At 72.1% G+C, this 24,897-nt stretch carries 21 protein-coding genes and 1 pseudogene; 10 read left to right on the forward strand and 12 right to left on the reverse strand.

What is annotated here, in order from left to right; genetic code table 11:
* Window positions 1–25: 25 nt before the first annotated feature.
* The 6 genes from sepX to galU form a co-directional block, all read right to left on the reverse strand.
* On the reverse strand, window positions 26–1,099 hold the full coding sequence (gene sepX / locus DDQ41_RS11980) for a divisome protein SepX/GlpR (protein WP_109294487.1): 1,074 nt from the start codon (window positions 1,097–1,099) through the stop codon (window positions 26–28).
* Between the two features lie 142 nt (window positions 1,100–1,241).
* The gene (locus tag DDQ41_RS11985; protein ID WP_109294488.1) at window positions 1,242–1,847 is read right to left on the reverse strand and encodes a GNAT family N-acetyltransferase; all 606 of its coding nucleotides are present in this window, start codon (window positions 1,845–1,847) and stop codon (window positions 1,242–1,244) included.
* Window positions 1,848–1,864: 17 nt separating this feature from the next.
* Window positions 1,865–2,473: a MogA/MoaB family molybdenum cofactor biosynthesis protein gene (locus DDQ41_RS11990; protein WP_109294489.1), complete on the reverse strand. Its 609-nt coding sequence runs from the start codon at window positions 2,471–2,473 to the stop codon at window positions 1,865–1,867.
* On the reverse strand, window positions 2,470–2,961 hold the full coding sequence (gene moaC / locus DDQ41_RS11995; protein ID WP_109294490.1) for a cyclic pyranopterin monophosphate synthase MoaC: 492 nt from the start codon (window positions 2,959–2,961) through the stop codon (window positions 2,470–2,472). The genes DDQ41_RS11990 and moaC overlap by 4 nt, the downstream gene beginning before the upstream one ends.
* Window positions 2,962–3,016: 55 nt before the next feature.
* Window positions 3,017–4,306, reverse strand: coding sequence for a molybdotransferase-like divisome protein Glp (glp, locus tag DDQ41_RS12000; RefSeq protein WP_281278248.1), 1,290 nt, complete (start codon window positions 4,304–4,306; stop codon window positions 3,017–3,019).
* 96 nt (window positions 4,307–4,402) lie between these two features.
* Entirely contained in the window at window positions 4,403–5,305 is a 903-nt protein-coding gene (galU, locus tag DDQ41_RS12005; protein WP_109294492.1) for a UTP--glucose-1-phosphate uridylyltransferase GalU, read from the reverse strand.
* Window positions 5,306–5,399: 94 nt separating this feature from the next.
* Between galU and DDQ41_RS12010 the strand changes: the two genes are divergently transcribed.
* The gene (locus DDQ41_RS12010; protein ID WP_109294493.1) at window positions 5,400–6,005 is read left to right on the forward strand and encodes a 5-formyltetrahydrofolate cyclo-ligase; all 606 of its coding nucleotides are present in this window, start codon (window positions 5,400–5,402) and stop codon (window positions 6,003–6,005) included.
* Here the strand turns inward: DDQ41_RS12010 and DDQ41_RS12015 are convergent.
* Window positions 5,995–8,898 carry a penicillin acylase family protein gene (locus DDQ41_RS12015; protein ID WP_167450250.1) on the reverse strand — a complete coding sequence of 968 codons (2,904 nt, stop codon included), beginning with the start codon at window positions 8,896–8,898 and terminating at the stop codon, window positions 5,995–5,997. The genes DDQ41_RS12010 and DDQ41_RS12015 overlap by 11 nt on opposite strands.
* 470 nt (window positions 8,899–9,368) lie before the next feature.
* Here DDQ41_RS12015 and DDQ41_RS12020 point away from each other — a divergent pair, with 470 nt between their 5' ends.
* From DDQ41_RS12020 to DDQ41_RS32900, 6 genes are all read left to right on the forward strand, one after another.
* Window positions 9,369–10,913, forward strand: a complete 1,545-nt coding sequence (locus tag DDQ41_RS12020; RefSeq protein WP_109294494.1) for a potassium/proton antiporter — start codon at window positions 9,369–9,371, stop codon at window positions 10,911–10,913.
* A gap of 616 nt (window positions 10,914–11,529) precedes the next feature.
* Window positions 11,530–11,775, forward strand: coding sequence for a hypothetical protein (locus DDQ41_RS31870; RefSeq protein ID WP_174720238.1), 246 nt, complete (start codon window positions 11,530–11,532; stop codon window positions 11,773–11,775).
* Window positions 11,776–11,893: 118 nt separating this feature from the next.
* Window positions 11,894–13,054 carry an MFS transporter gene (locus tag DDQ41_RS12030; RefSeq protein WP_109294495.1) on the forward strand — a complete coding sequence of 387 codons (1,161 nt, stop codon included), beginning with the start codon at window positions 11,894–11,896 and terminating at the stop codon, window positions 13,052–13,054.
* Window positions 13,055–13,122: 68 nt separating this feature from the next.
* On the forward strand, window positions 13,123–13,488 hold the full coding sequence (locus tag DDQ41_RS12035; RefSeq protein WP_109294496.1) for an FmdB family zinc ribbon protein: 366 nt from the start codon (window positions 13,123–13,125) through the stop codon (window positions 13,486–13,488).
* Between the two features lie 232 nt (window positions 13,489–13,720).
* A complete protein-coding gene (locus tag DDQ41_RS12040) occupies window positions 13,721–14,572 on the forward strand; it encodes an S-methyl-5'-thioadenosine phosphorylase (protein ID WP_109294497.1) in 852 nt (283 codons plus the stop codon).
* An 899-nt stretch (window positions 14,573–15,471) separates the two neighbouring features.
* Window positions 15,472–15,819, forward strand: a complete 348-nt coding sequence (locus DDQ41_RS32900; RefSeq protein ID WP_316681940.1) for a hypothetical protein — start codon at window positions 15,472–15,474, stop codon at window positions 15,817–15,819.
* A gap of 140 nt (window positions 15,820–15,959) precedes the next feature.
* Here the strand turns inward: DDQ41_RS32900 and DDQ41_RS12050 are convergent, their stop codons facing one another.
* Complete coding sequence (locus DDQ41_RS12050; protein WP_109294498.1) at window positions 15,960–16,169, reverse strand: hypothetical protein; 210 nt, start codon at window positions 16,167–16,169, stop codon at window positions 15,960–15,962.
* A 99-nt stretch (window positions 16,170–16,268) separates the two neighbouring features.
* Between DDQ41_RS12050 and DDQ41_RS12055 the strand changes: the two genes are divergently transcribed.
* Together DDQ41_RS12055 and DDQ41_RS12060 are read left to right on the forward strand one after the other, a co-directional pair.
* Window positions 16,269–17,369, forward strand: a complete 1,101-nt coding sequence (locus tag DDQ41_RS12055) for a P1 family peptidase (protein ID WP_109294499.1) — start codon at window positions 16,269–16,271, stop codon at window positions 17,367–17,369.
* Between the two features lie 162 nt (window positions 17,370–17,531).
* Window positions 17,532–18,410: a DUF6227 family protein gene (locus DDQ41_RS12060; RefSeq protein ID WP_109294500.1), complete on the forward strand. Its 879-nt coding sequence runs from the start codon at window positions 17,532–17,534 to the stop codon at window positions 18,408–18,410.
* A gap of 192 nt (window positions 18,411–18,602) precedes the next feature.
* On the opposite strand, the pseudogene DDQ41_RS32385 reads toward DDQ41_RS12060, so the two are convergent.
* Window positions 18,603–19,075 (reverse strand): annotated as a pseudogene (locus DDQ41_RS32385) (fructose-specific PTS transporter subunit EIIC); the annotation flags it as partial.
* A 288-nt stretch (window positions 19,076–19,363) separates the two neighbouring features.
* A complete protein-coding gene (locus DDQ41_RS12070; RefSeq protein ID WP_109294501.1) occupies window positions 19,364–21,019 on the reverse strand; it encodes an MFS transporter in 1,656 nt (551 codons plus the stop codon).
* Between the two features lie 63 nt (window positions 21,020–21,082).
* On the opposite strand from DDQ41_RS12070, the gene DDQ41_RS12075 reads away from it, so the two are divergent.
* On the forward strand, window positions 21,083–22,045 hold the full coding sequence (locus tag DDQ41_RS12075) for a helix-turn-helix transcriptional regulator (protein ID WP_109294502.1): 963 nt from the start codon (window positions 21,083–21,085) through the stop codon (window positions 22,043–22,045).
* Between the two features lie 363 nt (window positions 22,046–22,408).
* On the opposite strand, the gene DDQ41_RS12080 is transcribed toward DDQ41_RS12075, so the two are convergent.
* Together DDQ41_RS12080 and DDQ41_RS12085 are read right to left on the reverse strand one after the other, a co-directional pair.
* The gene (locus tag DDQ41_RS12080; RefSeq protein WP_109294503.1) at window positions 22,409–23,410 is read right to left on the reverse strand and encodes a sigma-70 family RNA polymerase sigma factor; all 1,002 of its coding nucleotides are present in this window, start codon (window positions 23,408–23,410) and stop codon (window positions 22,409–22,411) included.
* Between the two features lie 588 nt (window positions 23,411–23,998).
* Window positions 23,999–24,754 (reverse strand): dioxygenase family protein, encoded by a 756-nt coding sequence (locus tag DDQ41_RS12085; RefSeq protein ID WP_109297691.1) that lies wholly within the window; start codon window positions 24,752–24,754, stop codon window positions 23,999–24,001.
* Window positions 24,755–24,897: the final 143 nt, after the last annotated feature.

Below are 24,897 nucleotides of genomic sequence, written 5' to 3' on the forward strand. Positions count from 1 at the left end.
CCCATTGCTCGTTGCCCATTGCTCGTTACTCGTTCGCGGCGCGGGGCCGGTCCTCGTCCGCGTACTGGTCGAAGAGCGGCGTGCGGCCGTGTTCGCGGGTGCGGCGCGGAGGGGTGGTCCGCTGGCGCGGAGGCTGCGGGGCGGCGGGCGCGGCCGGGTCGGCCGTGGAGGAGCGGGCCGAACTCCAGGTCTCCGGGTCGGTGACGTCGATGCCGCTGGCGGCGCGCGGGGCGACCGGCGCGGTGACGTACGTGGGGAGCGGCACCGGGACCGGGTCCCAGCTGTCGCCGCGCCCGGGGCCCGGGTCGCGCTGCTGGTCCACCCACTCCGCGTGGTCGGTCTGCTCGACCAGGGCACGGCGGCCGGCCTCCTGCGGCGAGACCGCGGGGGCCGGCTCGGGCTCGGGTCGTGCCGGGGCCGTGTCTTCCTGGTCGTGGGCGACGGCCGGCCGGCGGCGTGAGCGGGTCTCCCGCAGCCGCTGCGCGGCCGCCTCGGCGTGGCGCCGGTCCATCACGTACACGAAACGGCGCCGCTCCTGGGTTCGCAGATAGGCGATGTAGGCGCTGAGGAGGACCGCGGGGATGGCCGGCACCCACAGCAGGCCGAGTCCGCCGACGGCCGCGACGATCGCGCCCAGGGTGAAGGCCAGGAAGAGGAGCACGGTGGTGCGCCGGCGGCGGGCGAGCACCTTGGAGCGCCGGGCGCGCTCCGATGCCGCGGCGCCGTTCGGCCGGGGTGCGCGCTCCTTGCGGGCCCGGGCGGGGGCGGGCGGCATGACCACCCGCGCCTCGGTCCTGGCCGGGGGCGCGGCGAACTCCCGGACGTCGACGGAACCCGGCCGGTCCGTCTCGGATGCCGGGTCGGCTCCGGTGCCGGTGCCGGTGTCGGTTGCGGGGTCGTCCTCGTCGGGGCGTTCGCGCAGCTCCCTGGCGTACCGGCGCTCCATTGCCGCCCGTCCGGACAGCAGCCGGATGGCGGTGCTGAAGCGTTCGGTCGGACGGGCTTCGTTGAGCTCGTCCTGCCTGCGGAGCCACATCGGCACCAGGTAGGCGGCCCAGGCCCCGACGATGACTGCGTAAATGAGGCCGCTGCTGCTCACGCATCACACCGTAGAGGGATTCGCGCGGGGGCATCGGCCAATCGGCCCGGTGTGTCGCACGATCTGGCTGATCCCACTGACTTTTTTTGTGATTCTTCAGATCACCGGGCGATCGAGCGGGAACGGAATTCGAACGAATATCTTATTTCTCATGTCGAGCGGATCGCGCGTGATGCCAGCGGCGCAGGAGTCCTCCGGGGACCTCCTCCGCCGTGAGCGCGAACACCAGATGGTCCCGCCAGGCTCCGTCGATGTGGAGATAGCGCGGGCGGAGCCCCTCCTCTCGGAATCCGAGTTTCTCCACGACCCTGCGGCTCGGCCCGTTCTCGGGACGGATGCAGACCTCGACACGGTGCAGGCCGACGCTGTGGAAGCAGTGGTCGACGGCCAGCGCCACGGCCGTGGGCATCACCCCGCGGCCGGCGACCTCGCGGTCGACCCAGTAGCCGACGTGTCCGGAGCACATCGAGCCCCAGGTGATACCGGCGACGGTGAGCTGGCCGACGAGGCTGCCCCGGTACTCGACAACGAACGGCAGCATCCGCCCTGCGTTGGCCTCGGCCCGCAGATGGCGCACCATCTGGCGGTACGTGGGGCGCTGGGCGACCGGGCCGCCCGGGGCCGGCGGCGGGATAGTCGCCTCCCAGGGGCGCAGCCAGTCCCTGTTGCGCCGGTTCACCTCCCGCCACGCCCGCTGGTCGCGCAGCTTTATCGGGCGGAGGGTGACATCTCCGTCCGCCAGGACCACGGGCCAGGAGTGGGTGTTCAGCGGGGGCTCCCCGCGGAACCCGGCGGCCCGGGTGGCTCGGCGGGCCGCCGGTGGTCGCCGCCGTGCAGCTGGTCCACGGCGTGCGGCAGCATCCGGGAGAGCACGGCCAGCCCGTCGCGCACACCGCCGGAGGACCCGGGGAGATTGACGATCAGGGTGCGCTGCGCGACCCCGGCGAGGCCCCGGGACAGCGCCGCGGTGGGAACCTTGGCGAGACCGTGGGCGCGGATCGCCTCGGGAATGCCGGGGATCTCGTAGTCGAGGACCCGGGCGGTGACGTCCGGGGTGCGGTCGGTGGGCGAGATCCCGGTGCCGCCGGTGGTGAGGATGACGTCGTACGCGGCTGCCACGCCGTCGCGCAGGACCGCCTCGACCGGGTCCCCGTCGGGGACCACGCGGGGGCCGTCGACCTGGAAGCCCAGCTTTGCGAGTCCCTCGGCGAGGAGGGGTCCGCCCCGGTCTTCGTACACCCCCGCCGAGGCCCGGTTGGACGCGGTCACCACGAGCGCCCGGCGCGGCGGGTGCCCCGGCTCTCCGGCCCGCGGGCCGGAGCCAGGCGGCCCGCCGGAGGCGTGGTCGTGGACCTCGCCCGCCCGCGGGGTCATCGGCCGGCCTCCTCGCGGGACCAGTGGCCGGACTTCCCGCCGGTCTTCTCCTCGACCCGGACGTCGGTGATCACGGCGGCCTTGTCGACCGCCTTGACCATGTCGACGACCGTCAGCGCGGCCACGGTCACCGCGGTCAGGGCCTCCATCTCGACACCCGTGCGGTCGGTCGTCCGCACGGTCGCGAGGATCTCGACGGCGTCGTCGGCCACCGAGAGATCCAGCTTCACCCCGGACACCGCCAGCGGGTGGCACAGCGGAATCAGGTCCGGGGTGCGCTTGGCGCCCATGATTCCCGCGATCCGGGCGGTGGCGAGGGCATCGCCCTTCGGGACGCCCTCCCCCCGCAGCAGCCCGACGACGCGCGGTGAGACCAGGACCCGGCCGCTCGCCCGCGCGGTGCGCGCGGTGACGTCCTTCTCCGAGACGTCGACCATGCGGGCCGCGCCCGCCTCGTCGATATGGGTCAGTCCTTGCTGCGCGCTCATGGCTGTGGCTCCCGGTCACTGTGTGGGGGGACACGCTACCGCCACGGCCTGGCGCTCATCCGAGCAGGACCACCTCCGTCTCCGAGCCCGGCTCGACGGTGGTCGTGCCCTCGGGGACGACGATGAGCGCGTTCGCCCGGGCGAGGGCCGCAACCAGATGCGACCCGCTGCCGCCGACGGGGGCGACGGTGCCCTTCTCCGCATCGTAGGCACCGCGCAGGAACTGCCGCTTCCCCTCGGGCGAGGTCAGCGCCTCGTCCGTGCGGAGTTCCGCGCGCACCCGCGGCCGATGCACGTCCTTCAGGCCCATCATGGTGCGGATCGCGGGGCGGACGAACAGCTCGAACGACACGTAGGAGGAGACGGGATTGCCCGGTAGGGCGAGCAGCGGGGTGCGGTCGGGGCCGATGGTGCCGAAGCCCTGGGGCTTGCCCGGCTGCATGGCGAGCCTGCGGAAGTCGACCCCGCCGCCCGGCTCGTCCTCGTCACCCACGGAGGAGAGCGCCTCCTTGACGACGTCGTACGCGCCGACGCTGACTCCGCCGGTGGTGACGAGGAGATCGGCGCGGATGAGCTGGTCCTCGATGGCGGCACGCAGCTCTGCGGCGTCGTCGGTGACCGCGCCGACCCGGTAGGCGATGGCCCCGGCCTCGCGGGCGGCGGCGGTGAGCGCGAAGCTGTTGGAGTCGTAGATCCTTCCCTCGCCCAGCTTCTCTCCGGGCTGGACGAGTTCGCTGCCGGTGGACAGGACCACGACCCGGGGCCGCGGACGCACCCGCACCGTGGCGCGGCCGATCGCGGCGAGCAGGCCGATCTGCGGCGGTCCGAGGACCGCGCCCTCGGCCAGGGCGAGGTCGCCCGCCCGGGCGTCGCTGCCGCGCCCGCGCACATGGGCGCCGGGCTCCACGGGCCGGTGCACCCGGACCTCGCCGGTCGCGCCCTCGGGGGCGGCGCCCGCCGGGCGCATGGCCGTGGCGGCCCCGCCGCCCAGGCCGCCGTCGGTCCACTCGACGGGGACGACGGCCTCGGCGCCGGGCGGCAGCGGGGCTCCGGTCATGATCCGGGCGGCCTGCCCGGGGCCGACGGTGCGCGCCCCGCCGCTTCCCGCGGCGACGTCCCCGATGACGGTGAGCACGGCGGGGAAGTCCTCGCCCGCGCCCGCGACGTCGGCGACGCGGACCGCGTAGCCGTCCATCGAGCTGTTGTCGAAGGGCGGCAGTGCCACGGCGACCGCGACGTCCTCGACCAGGACGCACCCCTGCGCGTCGGACAGCGGCAGGTCGATCGGGTCCAGCGGGTGGATCGCGCCGAGGACGTCCTCCATGTGGTCGTCCACCGACCACAGGCCCGGTCGGCCGCCGGGGGCCTGTCCGGCCGGGCCGTCCCCGGCCGGGGTGGCGGGGCCGGAGCCCGTGCCGGGTGCTGCCGTGCTGCTCACGTGCTACATCTCCTCGGTGACATAACGGCGAAGCCAGGCCCGGAAGTCCGGGCCCAGGTCCTCACGTTCGCACGCGAGTCTGACAATGGCACGCAGATAGTCGCCGCGGTCGCCGGTGTCGTAGCGGCGGCCCTTGAAGACGACGCCGTGCACGGGCCCGCCGACCGTCTCGTCGGCGGCGAGCATCTGCAGGGCGTCGGTGAGCTGGATCTCGCCCCCGCGGCCCGGCTCGGTCCTGCGGAGTATCTCGAAGACCGCCGGGTCCAGGACATAGCGGCCGATGATCGCGTAGTTGCTGGGCGCCTCGGCCGGGTCGGGCTTCTCCACCAGGCCGGTGACCCGGACGACGCCGTCCTCGCCGGTGGCCGCCACGGCCGCGCAGCCGTACAGGTGGACCTGGGAGGGCTCGACCTCCATCAGGGCGACGACGCTGCCGCCCGCGCGCTCGTGGACGTCGACCATCCGGGACAGCAGCGGGTCGCGGGGGTCGATCAGGTCGTCGCCGAGGAGCACCGCGAAGGGCTGCTCACCGACGTGGGGCGCGGCGCACAGGACGGCGTGGCCCAGGCCCTTCGGGTCGCCCTGGCGCACATAGTGCATGGTGGCGAGGTCGCTGGGCTCCTGGACCTTCGCGAGGCGCTCGGCGTCGCCCTTGCGGCTCAGCGCCTCCTCCAGCTCGTAGTTGCGGTCGAAGTGGTCCTCGAGGGGGCGCTTGTTGCGCCCGGTGACCATGAGAACATCCGAAAGACCGGCGCCGACGGCCTCCTCGACCACGTACTGGATCGCCGGCTTGTCGACGACGGGCAGCATCTCCTTGGGAGTGGCCTTCGTGGCCGGCAGGAACCGGGTGCCGAGGCCTGCGGCGGGGATGACAGCCTTGCTGATCCTGGGGTGCGACTCGCTCATGCGGGCACCATATCCGGTACCTATGGGAGGAAGATTGGGGTTCGGTTAACTTTCTCCTCATACAGGCATATTGACAGCAGATTGCGAGGTTGCCGTGAACTCCGAGATGTCCGGAAAGAGCAAGGTTCGGCGTGAACTGCTCGACGCGCGACGCCTGCTGTCCCCTGAAGACGTCCGCGAGGCCTCGCTGGTTCTCGCCCGTCACGCATTGGAGCTCCCGGAGCTGACCGGCGCCCGTACCGTGGCCGCCTATGTCTCCGTGGGGCGCGAACCAGGCACGCGCGCGCTGCTCGACGCGCTGCGCACGCGGGGCGTGCGGGTGCTCCTGCCGGTGCTGCTGGACGACAACGACCTCGAATGGGCGGTGTACGAGGGGCCGGACCGGCTGGTACCGGCCCGCCGCGGCCTGACGGAGCCGGCCGGGCAGCCACTGGGCCGCGAGGCCGTGCTGGAGGCGGACGCGGTCCTGCTGCCGGGACTCGCGGTGGACGAGCGGGGCATGCGGCTCGGCCGCGGCGGCGGCTCCTACGACCGGGTACTCGCCCGGCTCGAGGCGGCCGGGGCCCGGCCCGCCCTCGTCGTGCTCCTGTACGGACACGAGGTGGTCGCCCGGGTCCCGGAGGAACCGCACGACCACCCCGTACACGCCGTGGTGACCCCGGAGGGCGTCCGCCGCTTCGCGGCCCGGCCTAGGGCCTGAGCGACAGCGTGTCCTCCGTCGCCGCTTCGACCGCCTTGCCGGTGAAGGCCCAGTCGAGCAGCTCGCCCTTGGCCCACTTGTCGGTCTGGTCGGTGTAGTGGTCGCCGTAGGCGTGGCCGGAGGCCCCCGTCAGATTGATCCAGCGGGACTTGTCCCAGTCGCCCACGTTGACGACCATCCGCATCGACGGGACCCAGGTCACCTCGTAACCGGCGGCCGCGTTCCAGCCGGTCGCGTTGACCGCGGCCTCTCCGCCGCCGAGGCTCCACGGGCCGCGGTTGAGCATCCACCGCAGGATGCCGGGGCCCTTGGTGCCGAGCGTCTGGTTCTCGAGCGTCAGCTGGTGCAGCCTGCCCCAGCTCCAGCTGCCGACGTCCTTGCCGAGCTTGGCCGTCAGCTCCCAGCGGGCGTCCTGCATGGCCCGGGCGAACAGCTCGTCACGGGTGGTCGTGGCCGCGTCCTTGCGGGTCCTCGGCGCCTGCCACCACTCGCTGTCCTCGACGTCCATCAGCGCGCGGACCACTTCGTACCAGCGGTCGCCGCCGTCCGGCTGGGCCGAGTCCGAGTCGCGCTGGCCGCACTCGCGCACCAGCGAGTTCAGGTCGTCGACCGGGCCGGTGCTGTCGGCCGGGCGGACGTTGAGGCACTCGCCCCGGATCCGCAGCTCCTTGGGCAGCTTGTTCCCGAAGGCCAGCCTGAGCACATGGCGCCAGACGGCGTTGAAGTAGGCGGCGGCCCCGGAGTCCGGCTCCTGGGTGTAGTCCCAGCCCTCCAGCAGCTTCTGCGCCTCCCGCACATACGGGTCGGAGACGTCGATCTTCAGCAGATGCGGCGTCAGCAGCTTGGCGATCTCGCTCTGGTTGTCCGTCTGCATGGTGCGCATGTCGTCGGTCGAGATCTTCCCACCGTCCTTGATCTTCAACTCGATCAGGTCGTGGATCCGCTGGCTGCGGGAGCCGTACCCGTAGTCCTTGGTGATCAGGTACGGGTACTTCCCGGCGTCCACGACGGCCTGGTTGGCGGTGACGATGTAACCGCGCTTCGGGTTGTACTCGTACGGCAGCTCGTCGAAGGGGATGTACCCCTTCCACCCGGAGGTCGGGTTCCAGCCCGGGGCGGGCATCGAGCCGTCGAAGCCCTCGGAGCGGACCGGGATCCTCCCGGGCGCCTGGTAGCCGATGTTGCCCTCGGCGTCCGCGTAGACCAGGTTCTGCGAGGGGACCTCGAAGTCCTTCGCCGCGGCGCGGAAGCCCTCGAAGTCCTTCGCCCGGTTGAGCTTGAACACCGCGTCCATGGAGTTGCCCGGGTCCAGCGCGGTCCAGCGCAGAGCCACACCGAAACCGTTGCCGCGGTCGGGGGCCGGGGTCGTCACCGGCGCCCGCTCGCCGACGCGCTCCAGCTCGGAGCTGCGGTCGGAGATCAGCGGGCCGTGGTCGGTCTCCCGGACGGTGATCTTCTTGCTGCCGCCGCCGGCGATCCTGATGGTCTCCTCGCGGACCTTGAACGGCTTGATCCGGCTGCCGGACGTCCAGCCCGTCTGGGAGACCTTCTCCAGGTAGAGGTCGGTGACGTCCGCCCCGAGGTTGGTGAAGCCCCAGGCGATGTCCTGGTTGTGGCCTATGACCACGCCCGGCATGCCGGAGAAGGTGTACCCGGCGACGTCGAAGGAGCACTTGTCGGAGACGGCGCGGCAGTGCAGGCCCATCTGCGCCCACAGCGACGGCAGCTGCGGCGCGAGGTGCGGGTCGTTCGCGAGCAGCGGCTTCCCGGTCGTCGTGTAGCTGCCGGAGACCACCCACGAGTTGGACCCGATGCCGCTGCCGTTCGGGCCGAGCAGGGCCGGGATGCCGTCGAGCACGTCGGAGAGGCCGGACAGGCCGGACAGGCCGGACAGGCCGGACAGGCCGGAGAGCTGCGTCTGCGCACCCTGGCCGGCGGCCGAACCGCTCTCCGAGGCGCCGGCGCCGCTGACGGCGGTTCCGCCGTCCTGAGACGACGAGCCCGCGCCCGGGGAGCCCGACGGATCCGAAGACCCCGGGGAGCCGGCGGAATCCGGGGATCCCGGGGAGCCGGCGGAATCCGAGGAGCCTGCGGAATCCGAGGAGGGTTCCGCCTCCGGGTCCCACTTCCCGGAGCCTTCGTCCACGGCACCGGCGGTGACCACCGGCTGGTGCAGGTCGTACGGGTACGCCGGGTACAGCTGCTTGATCTGCTGCTCGGTCAGCCGACTGGTCATCAGCGAGCGGTCGATCTCGTCCTGCATGTTGCCGCGCAGGTCCCAGGCCATCGCCTTCAGCCAGGCGACCGAGTCGACCGGCGTCCACTTCTCCGGCCGGTAGTCGCCGGTGAGCCCCAGGGCCGCGTACTCGAGCGACAGATCGGCGCCGTCACGGTCCGCCAGATAGGCGTTGACGCCGTCGGCATAGGCCCGGAGGTACTTCTTGGTCTCGGGCGACAGCTTCTCGTCGAACTCCTGCTGAGCCACCCGGTGCCAGCCGAGGGTACGCAGGAAGGCGTCCGTCTCGACCTGCCCCGCGCCGAACATCTCGGACAGCCGGCCCGCGGTGACGTGGCGGCGTACGTCCATCTCCCAGAAGCGGTCCTGCGCGTGCACGAAGCCCTGCGCGCGGAACAGGTCCTCGTCGGTGCTCGCGTAGAGCTGCGGAATCCCGTTCGCGTCGCGCTTGACGTCCACCGGGGCGGACAGGCCGTCGAGCCTGATCGACCCGGTGGTCTGCGGGAAGGACGCGCGCACGGTGCCGACGCCCCAGTAAGCACCGCAGCCGACACCCGCGACCAGCGCCAGGGCCAGGGCGAGCACGACCAGACGGGCGCGGCGGCCCTTCCTCCTGGCTGGCTTCTCGGCGGAGGAGGCGGTTGTGTTGGAGGGCATCGCTGTCCTTCGAGGGCAGGGTGATCCTGGGAGTGCAGGAGCAACCTTAGGCGCAGCGATCGACGGGCCCGGACGCGGTATCAGTAACGCTACATCACCCCCGCGACATTCGAACTTACTGACGATTGAGAACCACACCGCAATCCCGGCGGATCAGCACACGACCCCAGCTGCGGCACGCCACAAGGCGGAGAACCGTCCCCATACTGGACATATTCGGGTGATCCGGTAACGGGGCGAGGTCCCGCAGACGTTCCCCGCACACTCGCCGCGGCTGCGTAACCGCCCGAAGCGAACCGATGCAACCCGAAGCAACCCGAAGCACCCGATGGAATCCGATGCAGTCCGATGCAGTCCGAAGCAACCCGAAGCAACCCGATGCAGTCCGATGCAGTCCGAAGCAGTCCGAAGCAAGGGGACTCGGTCATGGGAGCGTCAAGATTGCGTTAAAGATTAGGTAAGGTAACGAAGTGTCGTTTGCCGGAGGCACGATCCGGCATGCGCACGAGGGGAAGGATCGGCCGCTGACTGTCCACCAGCTCAATGCACTTCTGCTCGTCTGCTCGCTCGTCCTGCTGATCGCCGTCGTGGCGGTGCGCATCTCCTCGCGGAGCGGGCTCCCCAGCCTGCTCCTGTATCTGGGCATCGGCGTCGCGCTCGGGCAGGACGGCATCTTCGCCGTCGAGTTCGACAACGCCGAACTCACACAGGTGATCGGCTATGCCGCCCTCGTGGTGATCCTGGCCGAGGGCGGCCTGGGCACCAAGTGGAAAGAGATCAGACCTGCCCTGCCCGCGGCGGCGATGCTGTCGACCGTCGGCATCGCCGTGAGCGTGGGCGTCACGGCCGCCGGAGCCCACTACCTGGTCGGACTCGAGTGGCGGCAGGCACTGGTCATCGGCGCGGTCGTCTCCTCGACGGACGCCGCCGCGGTCTTCTCCGTGCTGCGGAGGGTGCCCCTCCCCGCCCGCACCACAGGCGTCCTCGAGGCGGAGTCCGGCTTCAACGACGCCCCCGTCGTCATCCTCGTCATCGCGCTGTCCACCACGGAACCCGTCGAGGCCTGGTACATCCTCATCGGAAAGATCCTGCTGCAGCTGGCGATCGGCGCCGCGATCGGCCTCGCGATCGGCTGGCTCGGCGCACTCGGGCTGCGCCATGTCGCCCTGCCCGCGTCGGGCCTGTACCCGATCGCCGTGATGGCCATCGCGGTGACCGCCTACGCCGTCGGCGCCCTCGCCCACGGCAGCGGCTTCCTCGCCGTCTACCTCGCGGCGATGGTGCTCGGGAACTCCAGGCTGCCCCACTGGCCGGCCACCCGCGGATTCGCCGACGGAGTCGGCTGGATCGCCCAGATCGGGATGTTCGTCCTGCTCGGACTGCTCGTCACCCCTCACGAGCTGGTGCGCGACTTCTGGCCCGCGGTGGTCATCGGGCTGGTGCTGACGATGGCGGCCCGACCGCTGTCCGTCGTCCTCAGCCTGCTGCCGTTCCGTATCCCGTGGCGCGAGAAGACCCTGATGTCATGGGCCGGTCTGCGCGGCGCCGTGCCCATCATCCTGGCCACCATCCCGCTGGTGTCCGGGATCGAGGGCAGCGAACGGATCTTCAACATCGTCTTCGTGCTGGTCGTCGTCTACACGCTGATCCAGGGGCCGACGCTGCCCTGGATGGCGAGGGCGCTGAAGCTGGGGAACGGCTCGGAGGCAGCCGACCTGGGCATCGAGTCGGCGCCGCTGGAGCGGCTGCGCGGCCATCTGCTGTCGGTCGCGATCCCGGAGAAGTCCCGCATGCACGGCGTGGAGGTCGGCGAACTGCGGCTGCCCGCGGGCGCCGCCGTCACACTCGTCGTCCGCGAGGGCAAGAGCTTCGTGCCCAGCCCGACGACGGTGCTGCGACGCGGCGACGAACTGCTCGTGGTGGCGACCGACCCGGTGCGGGACGCGACCGAGGCACGGCTGCGGGCGGTGGGACAGGGCGGAAAACTGGCCGGCTGGCTGGGGACTCGTGGCTAGTAGTGCCGCGTCAGGCAGGGTCTGCCCGTCAGCGGCGGCGCGGTGCGGCGCCCGGTGCGGTGCGGCGCCCGGTGCCGGATCGGTCTCGTAGGAGGCCTGCCCGGTTGGTTCGGCAACGCGGCGAGTCGCCGTGCCGGGCGTCGCGACGGGGCGGACGTCGCCCGACGCGGCACTGGGGACCGCCGGGGGGTGGACGGATCAGGGAGACCTTGGGGGACTGGACGGCCGGCGAGCCCTTCGTACGGGGGAGGCAGCTCGGGGCGACCGAGGTACGGGGCCGTCGACTCGGAGCGGCCGAGGTCACGGGGCGACCTCCGCGCAGGCCGGCGGCTCGGTGACCGCGGGGCGGGCCGCCCGGAGCGACCTCCGCACGGGGGACACCGGCCCGGGGCGGGCGTTACCCGTGCACCGTCGAGCACTGGTCGAGCACCGGTCGAGCACCGGTCGAAAGCCGACCGAGAGCTGACCGAAAGCTGACCGAGAGCTGATCGCAGGTATCGTTCACACTGCGCCGACGCAATCCGAGGCGACGCGCTGGCAAGGGCCTGTAACATGAAGGCGCACTGATCGACCAACTCTGCCTGAAGCAGAGCTGGCGCGACCGTATGGCGGCCGAGTGATCCCCCGCAGAGGGGCCCGGTATCTACCGCAGTTCCGCGCAAGAGGACAGCTCTCGGCGAACCCGGCACCCCGGGAAGGCGCTACCAGGCGGCAGAAAGGCAAGGGCCGTGGAGTCCACGGTCGCTCCTGGCACGTCTACCGGCACGCCCCCGAGCACTCCCCCGGCGCCGTCCTCGCCCTCGTCATCGTCCCCTTCCTCGTCCCCTTCCCCGGCAACGGCAACGGCTCCTTCCAAGCGTAGGCCCGCATCCTCCGGCCCATCGACCGGCGGCCGGCGCCCCGGCTACGGGCAGCTGCTCCGTACCCCCGGCGCGTGGACCTTCCTGCTCCCCGGGTTCGCCGCCCGGCAGCCGTTCGCCATGCTGACGATCGGCATCGTCCTCCTCGTACAGCACACCACCGGTTCGTACGGAGACGCCGGAGCCGTCGCCGCCGTCACCGGCGTCTCCATGGCGCTCTTCGCCCCGCAGAGCGGCCGTCTGGCCGACCGCTTCGGACAACGGGCCGTGCTGGTTCCCGGTGTCCTGGTGCACACCGCGGCCGTCGGAGCGCTGACCGCGCTGGCGCTCGCGGGCGCCCCCCTCTGGGCGCTCTTCGCCGCCGCGGTGCCGACCGGCGCCTCGGTGCCGCAGGTCGGCCCGATGGTGCGGGCCCGCTGGGCGGCACGGCTCGGCGGGTCCCGGCTGATGCCGACGGCCGCGGCGTTCGAGTCCGTCACCGACGAGTTCACCTTCGTGGTCGGACCGGTACTGGCCACCGCCCTGTGCACCGGCGTCCACCCGGCCGCCGGGCTGATCGCCGAGGCCGGGCTGACCCTGGCCGGCGGTCTGCTGTTCGCCGCCCAGCGCCGCACGCAGCCGGCCGTCGGCGGTCCCGGGTCCGGCGGGCGGGCCAGGCGCACTTCGGCACTGTCGATACCCGGCGTCCGGGTCCTCGCGGTCGCCTTCCTCGGGATCGGTTCCGTCTTCGGCGGCATGCAGGTCTCGCTCACCGCGTTCACCCAGGAAATCGGCCAGCCCGGTATGAACGGTCTGCTCTACGGCCTGTTCGCCGCCGGCAACATGCTCGCGGGCATCGCCGTCGGCGCGATCGCGTGGAAGTCCGGACCGCGGCGGCGCATGGTGGTGGGCTACACGGGCCTGGCACTGGCCGCGGCACTGCTGTGGACGGCGCACTCCGCGGTGCTGCTGGGCGGTCTCGGACTCGTCGTCGGGGTGTTCATCGCGCCTGCGCTGATCAGCGGTTTCACACTGGTCGAGCCGCTGGTGCCGGCGTCGGCCCGGACGGAGGCCTTCACCTGGCTGACCGGATCCGTGGCGCTCGGCCAGGCGGCAGCGGTGACCGTCGCCGGCCGACTCGCCGACGCCCACGGTTCGACCGCCGGATTCCTGGTACCGCTGGCCGGCACCGTGCTCGCCCTGGCAACCCTGGTGGCGCTGCGTTCGCGCCTGGCGCCGCGCCCGCACAGCCGTACGGTCGCACGTGGTGTCGGTCACCGAGTGCCCGTGGCAGTGGACTGAGACGAGGGAATACGTCAATATGGACCATCGTTAGCACTCATCGAGTGAGAGTGCCAGGAGGAAGACCAGTGCCGACGTACCAGTACCAGTGCACCGAGTGCGGCGAGGGCCTCGAGGCGGTGCAGAAGTTCACCGACGACGCCCTGACCGAGTGTCCAGGCTGTCACGGACGCCTCAAGAAGGTGTTCTCGGCCGTCGGTATCGTCTTCAAGGGCTCCGGCTTCTACCGCAACGACAGCCGCGGCTCCTCCTCGGGCAGCACGCCGTCGACCTCGTCGGCCAAGTCCTCGGCGTCCGAGTCCGCCTCCTCTTCCTCTTCCTCGTCGTCTGCGTCCTCCGGGTCGTCTGCGTCGTCAGCATCGTCGGACTCGAAGTCCTCCGCGGGCTCCTCCAACCCGTCGTCCGCCACGTCTGGCAGCACGACGGCCGCCTGAGTCCGGAACTCTCGCAGGGTCCCCGCAGCCTCCGGGCGGCGGGGACCCTCCGTATTTCGTACGGCACTCCCGCAGTCCCCGTAGGCCGGGTAGCCCGGTGCGTCTCAGCCCCGGGCTACCCGACCAGCCCCGTATCGCACGGTGGCGGTCGGCAGGCGGGGTGATCCGGGCACGGTGGGCAGCGCATGGGAGGGATACCGGCCGGTGTTCGGGCACGGCTACTGTGGCAGGCATGGCCCACGCAGAGAGCGCGCAGCGCGCGGAGATCGGCGTCATCGGCGGCTCGGGGTTCTACTCCTTCCTGGAGAACGTGACCGAGGCCGAGATCGCCACGCCCTACGGCAGCCCGAGTGATTCCCTTTTCCTCGGTGAGATCGCGGGCCGGAGGGTCGCCTTCCTGCCCCGGCACGGCCGCGGCCACCGCCTGCCGCCGCACCGGATCAACTACCGCGCCAATCTGTGGGCCCTGCGGTCGGTGGGCGTACGCCAGGTGCTCGGGCCGTGTGCAGTCGGCGGCCTGCGGCCGGAGTACGGTCCCGGAACCCTGCTCGTGCCCGACCAGTTGGTGGACCGGACCAAGTCCCGGGCCGACACCTACTTCGACGGCGAACCGCTCACGACCGGCGAGGTGCCGAAGGTCGTCCATGTGTCCCTCGCGGACCCCTACTGCCCGGCGGGGCGGGCAGCCGCGCTGGCTGCCGCGCGCGGACGCGGCTGGGAACCGGTCGACGGCGGGACTCTCGTCGTGGTCGAGGGTCCGCGCTTCGGCACCCGCGCCGAGTCCCGCTGGCACAACGCCATGGGCTGGTCGGTGGTGGGCATGACCGGGCACCCCGAGGCCGCGCTCGCCCGTGAGCTGGAACTCTGCTACACGTCCATGAACCTGGTGACGGACCTCGACGCCGGGGCGGAGAGCGGCGAGGGCGTCTCTCACGAGGAAGTGCTGACCGTCTTCGCCGCGAACGTGGACAGGCTGAGAGACGTGCTGTTCGACGCGGTGGCGGGGCTGCCTGCGGACGGGGAACGCGACTGCCACTGCGGAAACGCGCTCAACGGCTTGAAGACGGGCATCACCCTGCCGTAGCGCGGGGTGGGCCGATGGGGGCCGGGGCCGGGGCCGACGCCGAGCGGCGCTTCTGCGTCGCGCAGGGCCTCGGACCGCAAGGGAGCCCCGGGCCGGGCAGAGGGACCCGGGTGATGGGGAAGCCCCCCGGCCGTACGGAGGGACCCGGGTGATGGGGAAGCCCCCCGGCCGTACGGAGGGACCCGGCCGTCAAGGACTCTCGCATCTCGGGGACAACCCCGCTCTGTGCGGGCCGCGCCTTGGTGCGAGGAGCGTGATCACGGCCGCCCGGTGAAGCCCGGTCCCTCGTGCGAGTGAGGAGTTTTTCCACACCCCGTACGCCGTCCACAGGCCGGAGCAGGACACCGCGAGAACGGGGATCGTGAGGGGCACCGGGCGTAGCCGCCCGCTTCACGCTCCCTCGCACACGACAGGCGGTCACCACCATGGCGCTGCTCTCCCCTCCCTCGTACACCGGGCATGTGGCTTCCGGGCCCTCGGGCTTCCGGAGGCCGCCTCGGTCCTCGGGCGCCGGCGGCCCTTCGGAGGTCCGGGGGCAGGGTCTGCCCCCGGCACCCGTCCCGGAGCCCTGCGGAGTGCCCGCCTTCGCTCCACTGCGGATGACGGACCGACGGCGATGGCCGGGCACTCGGGTCAGAAGAGTGCTGCGGCGCAGACGCCGGGCACTCGCCGCGGGACTGGCCGTCACCGCCGCCGCTCTCGCGGCCTGGTTGCCGCGAGCGCAGCCGCCGGACACGCCTCGCGAGCCGACCGCGCCGCCTAGGCACGCTGCGCCCTCTCAGGGCTCGCCGCTACCGCCCTCAGGGCCCACAGGCTTGTCGGAAGGCGGCTCGGACGTGTCGGAAGGCGCCTCGCAAAGGGACGTCGCCTCGGAAGGAGCATCGGCGGGAAGCCCTTCCGTGGGCAGTGCGTCGGGGCGGCGCGCGACCGTCGTGTCCGCTCCGGTGCGCATCGCGGACGCCGAGACGGTCCGGCTGCTGGAGCCGGGCGACCGTGTGGATGTGATCGCGGCTCCGGTGGCACCCGCAGGCGAGGAGGCCGGTCGAGATACGGGCATCGGCCGCCGGACACGCACAGGGCCCGACGCCCGGATCATCGTGACGGGCGCCCGGGTGACGGAGGTGCCACGGGCCTCGGAGGGGTTCCAGGACGGTGGCGCGCTGATCGTCCTGGCCGTACCGCGCAGCGTCGCCACGGCGCTGGCCGGAGCGGGAGCCACCGCACGCCTGGCGGTGACCCTGTGCTGAGCCCCACCGGCGCGCCGGGGGCGTTGCCGGTCGGCGCAAGGGGCCGGCCTGCCCGGGGCAGCACCGAGCAGCGCCGGTGCGCCGGGGCGTTGCCGGGCCGCGCCGATGCGTCCGGGTGGCTCACGGCACGGGCCCCGCCGTCAGAGGTGGTGCGGGGGCTTCTCGTCGAGGAAGCGCGCGAGGTCCGCTGCGCTGTCACCGCTTGCGGGAGGCCGCTCGCCCCACCCTCGGTCCGTGTCGTCGGCGGACTGCCGGTCCAGCGGATCGTCGAAGACCAGCCCGGGCCTGGGGAGGGGCTGCGGCCGGGGCTCCTCCGCATCGCGAGGTCCGGTGGCGGAGGCGGTGCTCATGCAGCAAGCGTACGCCGGGCCGGCACGCGCGTCGGTGGCACGGTCCGGGCCTGGTCGGCCAGGGGCGGGGGCACAGCGGCCTCGTGATACCCAGAAGCCATGGCACTCAATGACGCATTGACCGATGTGCGCGGCATCCGGGTCGGCCACGCCCGCCTCAGCGGAGAGGGCGCGCTCAGCGGCACCACGGTCGTCCTCGCACCGGAGGGCGGTGCCGTGGCGGCGGTGGACGTCCGCGGCGGTGGTCCGGGCACCCGTGAGACCGATGCCCTCGATCCCCGCAATCTCGTCCAGCGCATCGATGCGGTCGTCCTGACCGGGGGCAGCGCTTTCGGCCTGGACTCGGCATCAGGTGTGATGGCGTGGCTGGAGGAACAGGGCCGCGGGGTGCCGGCGGGCCGGGAGCCGGGGCAGGTCGTGCCGGTCGTTCCCGCGGCATGTGTCTTCGACCTCGGCCGCGGCGGAGACTGGAAGGCCAGGCCGGGTGCGTCGACGGGGCGTGCGGCGGTGGAGGCGGCCGCGCGCACCAAAGCCGGCGCACCGGTCGAGGAGGGTTCGGTGGGCGCGGGCACCGGTGCGGTGGTGGGCCTGATCAAGGGGGGCGTGGGTACCGCCTGCGAGGTGCTGCGGGACGGGACCATGGTCGCCGCGCTGGTCGTGGCGAACGCGGCGGGCTCCGCGCTCGACCCGGACACCGGCGTGCTCTACGGGCGGCACTTCTTCGGCCCGGCGCCGGTTCCGCCGGCGCCCGAAGTGCACACGGCGGCCCTGAACCGGCTGGCCGAGGCGTCCGGCCGCAACGGTGCGCCCCCGCTGAACACGACCCTCGCCGTCGTGGCCACCGATGCCGAACTCACCCGCGCCCAGGCGCAGAAGCTGGCCGGCACCGCCCACGACGGCATCGCACGTGCCGTGCGGCCGGTCCATCTCCTCAACGACGGGGACACCGTCTTCGCGCTCGCCACCGGCACGCGTCCGCTCGACGGCCACCCGCTCGCACTCAACGCGGTCCTCACGGCTGGGGCGGACGTCGTCACCCGCGCGATCGTCCGGGCCGTGCTGGCAGCGGAAAGCGTGCGTGGTCCGGGTGGCGACTTCCCTTCGTACACCGAGTTGTACGGAGACCGGCACGGGAATCGGCACGGAGACCGGCACGGGGGGAGGGGAGGCTCCGGACGCGCCTCCGGGAACGCTGACTGACGCCCGGCGCAACCGAGTTGAGGGGGCGCGAAGGTGTAGCGGAACTTCGCCGTGTGCACCGTTCGTTTTCCCGAACGCGGGACGCGATGTCAGCCCCAGGGGCTACGTTAAGCAGTCATCAAGTGACGTGTGGCGACGGCCTGGAGATCCGGGAGATCCACCTTGAACGATCCGTACGAGACAACCGAGACTCACCTCGAGCGACTCCTGGGTCGGGCTCTCAATTCCTTCGACCTTCCCGACGACGTGATGGAGCGGCTCGACTCGGCGCTGGCCCATGACAGTTCGCTGCACTCCTCGCATCACAGTGCGGCCCTGCACCGTTCGACCTACCGGCACGCGTACCTGCTGGCCGACGGTTCCTCCCTCACCCTGTGGGAGCTGGTGCACAACACCGGCCGCGACGGCGCCCGGCGGCACGAGCTGTACGCGGACGAGGCGGAGGCCCGGCTGACGGCCTCCCGACTGCGTCCGGCACGCGCGGTGCGTCCGGACGGCGGGGACGGCGCGCGGCACGCCGACGGCGCGGGTCGCATGGAGGGCCCGGGCCGCACGGACGGCGAACCGGTCGGCGGATTCGCCGCGGTGTTCGGTGCGGCACCCGAGGACACCTGCTTCGGCAGCCCGGACGGGGTGCCGTACGACGACCTCGACGCCGACCTCGAGTTGCTGGGTCAGCTGCTGGCGCCCCCGTCGGCCTCGCCCTCCCGTTCCTACGTCCCCGAGGAATCCGCGGACCACGCCCGGCGGCTGCTGCGCCGGGCCGAGAACCCTGACCGGCCGGGTGAGACGACCGCCGGACTGCTGCGGTCGGCGTTCGCGCACCACATCGGCCAGGCGTTCGGCCGGCGCTGCCCGGTCGACGCGCGGGACGCAGCCTTCACGCTCTACGAGCACGCTTTCCTGCTCTTCGACGGCACCGAGCTGAGTCTGTGGGAGGTGGAACACACGGCCACCCCCGACGGACGCCATATGTGCGAGGTCTACGAGGACGAGCGCACCGCCCGCGAGGCCATGGAACTCCGCGCCCGGGTGCGCTGACCGACCTCGTCACAAACCGGTCGCGCCGCCCCGGACCGGTCATGACGCTACGGACCGCGCATGACGCTACGGACCGGTCATGACGCTACGGCGGATACGGTCGGCCTCCGGGGCAGGCACTGACGCGGGCTGTCCCGGGCGGACACGGCGCTCGTCGGGCTCGCCGAGTGGTACGCGCCGGCGCGGCGGCGCCAGTACCGCAGGCACCCCGGCCTTCTGGATGGCCAGCAGGACGGACCCGGCCCCGGCCCCGGCCCCGGCGAGGAGTGCGGCGGCCAGGCCGCCGAGGACCGGCCTTGATCGTGATGACGATCGCGCCGCCCACGAAGCCGGGGGACGAGCCCGGGGCGGTCGGCCGTACCGTAGGCGATGTATCCGGCGAGGACGGGAATCGGGAAGCTGAACGCCGGCCCGCCGATCCCGAAGAGGAGCGCGGCCCAGCTGGACTGGTCTCCAGACGAAGGCGTCGGCGACGGACTTCGCACCGCTGGGTCGAGCCCGCCGATGGCGAGCCCGAGGGCGGTGAGGAGTCCAGCGGCAGCGATGAACGGAGTCGTGTAGCCGACACCGGGCATCAACCGCTTGCGGAGCCTCGTCCCACAGCCCTCGACGGGGTCACCCGCTTCCTCGGCGGGAACACCGCGCCGCCGACGGCCGGGGTGAGTGCCGCGGACACCGGCCCGGCCACCCCTCGGCGTGAGCCCGCCGGACCGCCACCGGACCGCCAACGGACCGCCAACGGATCCTCACCGGGCATTCGTCGGACACTCAACGGACGCTCACCGGGCACTCAGCGGGCACGACGAGGCCCCGCTCGACGCCCGCGGTCCTCGCGACTCCCGCAGACCGCGGGTGTCGCGAGGACCGGTAGAGCCCGAGGGGAGAGTCTCCCAGTACCGGGCCTCGGGCAGCAGGTCGCCGAGGCTTCGGGGAGCAGCTCGCCGAGCGGTCGCTCAGTGCGACAGCGCCGGCTGCCGGTCCCCCTCCGCCCCCTCGTCCCCGTCCGTCTCCCGATCAGCCGGAGTGCCGGAGTCCACGCCGGTGCCGCTCTCCACCAGCGCGCTCGCGCCCATGCCGGCGCCCGCACCGGCGCCCGTGCCCGCGTCGCCGGCACCCGCACCCTCGATGTGCCGTCCGGGACGCGTCGGCAGAGCGAACATCATCAGGAGAATCACGGCGAGTACGCCCACGACCCACCACAGCGAGTTCCGGAACGCGTCCGCGAAGACCCCGGCCACCGCGTACCGCGAGGTCGGCTGTGCCTCGTCGACCACGCTGAAGAAGACGACCGAGACCAGCCCGAGTCCCAGGGCGTTGCCCATCTGCGCGGTGGTGTTGATCAGCCCGGACGCCGAACCGGCGTGCTCGCGCGGAACGTCCGACAGCACCGCGTCCGTCAGCGGCGCCACGATCAGCCCCATCCCGAGCCCCATGACGACCAGCGGGGCCGCCATCTGCCAGGGTTCGATGCCCGCGCCGTACCGTCCGACCGTCCAGATGTACAGCAGCAGCCCGGACGCCATGGCCAGCGCCCCCGCCTGCAGCACCTTCCGCCCGAAACGCGGCACAAGCCTCTGCACGGAGATCCCGGCGGCCAGCGAGACCGCTATGGAGAACGGCACTCCGGTCAGTCCTGCCTTGATCGGGCTCCAGCCGAGGCCGATCTGCATGTACAGCGTCCAGACCAGGAAGAAGATGCCCAAGACCACTCCGAAGGTCAGCTGCACGGCGACACCGGCGGCGAAGCTCTTCACCCGGAACAGCGACAGCTCCACCAGCGGGGAACCGTCCTTGCGCGTCTTGTGGCGCTCGTAGGCCACGAAGGCGGCGAACACGAGCGGGCTCGCCGCCATGCACAGATGGCCCCACAGCGGCCAGCCGAGCTCGCGCCCGCGAGTGAGCGGGTAGACCAGCATGAGCAGTCCGGTGGTCACCAGCGCGACGCCGACGAGGTCGAGGCGGAGTGCCCTCTCGGCACGGGACTCGGTGATGTACTTCAGGCCGAGGACGAGCCCCGCGACGCCGACCGGCAGGTTGATGAGGAAGATGGGCCGCCACTCCAGGCCCAGAAGGTTCCACTGGGTCAGCAGGGCGCCGAGCAGCGGACCGGAGACCGCGCCGAGCCCGACGACCGCGCCGAACATCCCGAAGACCTTGCCGCGTTCGTGGGCGGGGAAGGTCACATGGACGATCGCGAGGACCTGCGGCACCATCATCGCGGCCATCGCCCCCTGCAGGAGCCGCGAGGCGACCAGCATCTCTGGATCGGCAGCCAGCCCGCAGAGCGCCGAGGCGACCGTGAAGCCGCTGATTCCGATCAGGAAGAGCCTCTTTCGACCGTAGATGTCGCCGAGTCGGCCACCCGTGATCAGACCGGCGGCGAAGGCCAGGGCGTAGCCGGCGGTGATCCACTGGATCGCACCGAACGACGCACCGAGGTCTCGCTCGATCGACGGGATCGCGATGTTGACGATGGTCACGTCGACCAGGTCCATGAAGGCCGCGGTCATGACGATGGCGAGGGCGGTCCATCGGCGCCGGTCGGGAGGCGTGTCCGGTGGGGCGGTGCGGTCGGAGGCCGTATCCGGTACGGCGGCGTGGGAACTCATGCCGGAGAAAGTAGGACCCGTATAGGACAGAACACGACCTAGAAGTCTGTCAGGCTGATTCCCATGACGGACACACCGGCACGGCTGCTGAATCTGCTGTCCCTCTTGCAGACGCCGCGCGAGTGGCCGGGCAGCGAACTCGCCGAACGGCTCCGGGTGAGCCCCCGCACGATCCGCCGGGACATCGGACGGCTGCGCGATCTCGGCTATCCGGTGCAGGCGACGAAGGGCGCGGTGGGCGGGTACCGGCTCGTCGCAGGCGCCGCGATGCCGCCACTCCTGCTCGACGACGAGGAGGCCGTCGCCATCGCCGTGGGGCTGCGGGCCGGCGCGGGCCACGCCATCGAAGGGGTGGACGAGGCTTCCGTACGGGCCCTGGCCAAGCTCGAGCAGGTGCTGCCCACGCGGCTGCGCCGGCGGGTGTCCACCCTCCAGAACGCGACGATCCCACTCACCCGCGGCGACGGAGCGACCGTCGACCCGCACACCCTCACCGCCCTCGCGGCGACCGTGACCGGGCGGGAGCGGCTGCGCTTCGGCTACCGGTCCGGCGCGGGCGCGGAGTCGAAGCGGCTGGTGGAACCGCAACGGCTGGTCTCGACCGGCCGGCGGTGGTACCTGGTGGCGTACGACCTCGGGCGCGAAGACTGGCGGACGTTCAGGGTCGACCGGGTCAGTGACCCGTTCCCGACCGGCACCCGCTTCACACCGCGCGAGCTTCCGGCAGGGGGCGACGCGGCCGAGTTCCTCCATGCCTCCATGGCGCGCAACCAGCCCGGGCTGACGCTGGACATCACCTTCGCGGCACCGGCGGAACGCGTCTCCGCCCGCCTTCCCGGCTACCTCGGCAGGCCGGAGCCGACGGGGCCGGACAGCTGCCGTCTGCGCAGCCGCTGCCAGGACTCGCTGGAATGGATCGCGCTGCGGCTGGCTCTGGTCGACTGCGAGTTCACCGTCCACGGCCCCCCCGCGCTCGGTGAGCATCTCGGACGGCTGGGCGCACGCCTCACGCGGGCGAGCGGCTGAGCGGCGGCGTCCGGACGGCACGCGCCTGAGTGCCCGGCGGACGCGGCCCACGGACCGGGACCGGAGTTCACGGTTCACGGTTCACGAACCGGCATTCACCGCCGAGGCTTCGTGGGCAAGGCTTCGTGGGCGAGTGGGGCGGCCGAAGCGAGGCAGCGTCTGAAGGCAGGCGAGCGACCGAGGCCGACCGACAGCCCAAGCGATTCGGCGGCCGAAGCAGTCCGGCCGTTGCAGTCAGGCGGTTGCAGTGAGGCGAACGGCAGGCGCGGAGACGCCGTTCACCGCGTACGCGCAAGGAAGACCCCGGCACCGGGGGGGAAGGGTGCCGGGGTCGCTCATCGGGCGGGAGTTGCCCCGCCGTCGTCACGCCGCCGCGTCGAAGCCCGTGTCACGGGCCATCCTCTTCAGCTCCAGCAGCGCATGCTTCTCGATCTGCCGAATGCGCTCACGCGTGAGGCCGTGCTCCTTGCCGACCTCGGTCAGCGTGCGCTCACGGCCGTCCTCGATGCCGTACCGCATCCGGATGATCGACGCCGTGCGCTGGTCGAGCCGGTCGATGAGATCGTCGAGTTCCTCGCTCCGCAGCAGCGTCAGCACGGACTGCTCAGGTGACACAGCGGAGGTGTCTTCCAACAGGTCGCCGAACTGCGTCTCGCCCTCGTCGTCCACGGACATGTTGAGCGAGACCGGGTCGCGGGCCCAGTCCAGCACGTCCGCCACCCGCTCAGGCGTCGAACCCAGCTCCCGCGCCACTTCGGACGGCTCGGGCTCGCGGCCGTGCTCCCGGTTGTACTCGCGCTGTACCCGCCGGATCCGGCCCAGCTCCTCCACCAGGTGGACGGGAAGCCGGATCGTGCGGGACTGGTCGGCTATCGAGCGGGTGATGGCCTGGCGGATCCACCACGTCGCATAGGTGGAGAACTTGAAGCCCTTGGTGTAGTCGAACTTCTCCACCGCGCGCACCAGGCCCGCGTTGCCCTCCTGGATCAGGTCGAGCAGTGGGAGGCCACTGCGCGGATAGCGGCGCGCGACGGCCACCACCAGCCGGAGGTTCGACTTGATGAAGACGTCCTTGGCATGCTCGCCCGCGGCGACGAGTGCCTCGAGTTCCTCGCGGGTGGCACCGGCCGCGTCGCTCTCCGCCTCTCCGTCGAGGATCTGCCGGGCGTAGACACCCGCCTCGATCGTCTGGGAGAGCTCGACCTCCTTGGCGGCATCCAGCAGCGGTGTGCGCGCGATCTCGTCGAGGTACATGCCGACCAGATCGCGGTCTGCGATCTCCCCGCTCGTGGAACGAACGCTGTCTGCTCCACCGGCCCCGGTCCCCTTGGCGGACTTACGACGGGCGACGGCACGGGTTGCCATGCGTGCTCCCTTGCTGAGTAGGTCGCGACACCCTTCCGGGTGCCCTGCATCCGACGGAAACAACGACTGGAATCCGGACAGAATTCCCACGGGTGCATAGATTTTTGTGATCTTGCAGTACCCTGCCCTCGCCAAGGCGCGGACCCGAGTGGTCGGCACCATGACGCACACAGCCCGCGGCGCAGGTCAAAGGCTCCTCCCGCCACCGCGTCCCCACCCGTCAGGACGACACGGGCCCGGCTCCTGGTTGCTCCGTATACCCGGAAGGCCCGGAGCATGCCGTCACACGGCCGCCCCCGCGCTCACCACCCCTCGCGCTCACCACCCCTCGCGCTCACCACCCCCGCACCGCCCCGTGTCCGGGACCCGCCGCGGCACAAGGGACCCGTCTGTCATGAGCCCACCGAAACCCCGGAGCACCCCACCCCGGCAAACCACCGAGGCGCGGGCGGACCACGAGGCGACGGCCGCCCCGAGGCGACGGCCGCCCCGAGGCGCCGACCAGCCCACGGCACCGACGCGGCAACCTGGCGACAGGCGCGCCCGGGCCACCCCAGCCGCTCCGCCCGCCCGGCCCACTCAGGCCGTTCAGCCGAACTGGACCGAACGCTTGGCCAAGCCCATCCAGAACCCGTCGATGACGCTCCGCCCCCGCGAGAGATCACCCTCGGAGGCCCCCAGCGTCACGAACAGCGGCGCGAAGTGCTCCGTTCGCGGATGGGCGAGCCGGCCGGCCGGCGCCTTGCGCTCGAAGTCCAGCAGTGCGTCCACGTCCCCGGTGGCGAGCGCCCGCCGCCCCCAGTCGTCGAACTCCGCCGACCAGCCGGGCACGCCCGCGTGCCGCAGTGCCGCCAGGTTGTGGGTGAAGAACCCGCTGCCGACGATCAGCACGCCCTCGTCGCGCAGCGGCGCCAGTCTGCGCCCGATCCCGAGGAGCCGCCGCGGGTCGAGGGTCGGCATGGAGACCTGGAGCACGGGGACGTCGGCGCCGGGGAACATCTCCACAAGCGGGACGTAGGCGCCGTGGTCGAGACCGCGGTCGGGGACGTCCCGCACGGGCCTGCCGGGGGCGCGCAGCAGCTTGCGTACGGAATCAGCGAGTTCCGGCGCGCCGGGCGCCTCGTACCGCACCTCGTGGTAGCGGCGCGGGAAGCCCCGGAAGTCGTACACGAGCGGCACGGTCCGCGTCGCACCGATCGCGAGAGGCGCCTCCTCCCAGTGGGCCGAGATCACGAGGATCGCCGCGGGCCTGGGCAGTGTCGCCGACCAGGCGGCGAGTTCCCCGGGCCAGACCGGGTCGTCGGCCAGGGGCGGTGCGCCGTGGGAGAGGTAGACGGCGGGCATCCGCCCCGCGGGAGCCGCGGCGTCGGCGGCACCCGCCCTGTCGTCGGCGTTCACGCGCAGACCCCCGTAACGACCCATGCAACTTGAAGGTTCAAGCTCTTGGGTCATCACCGTACGCCAGAGTGGTTCAAACTTCAAGGATT

Source organism: Streptomyces spongiicola, from assembly GCF_003122365.1.
GTDB lineage: Bacteria > Actinomycetota > Actinomycetes > Streptomycetales > Streptomycetaceae > Streptomyces > Streptomyces spongiicola.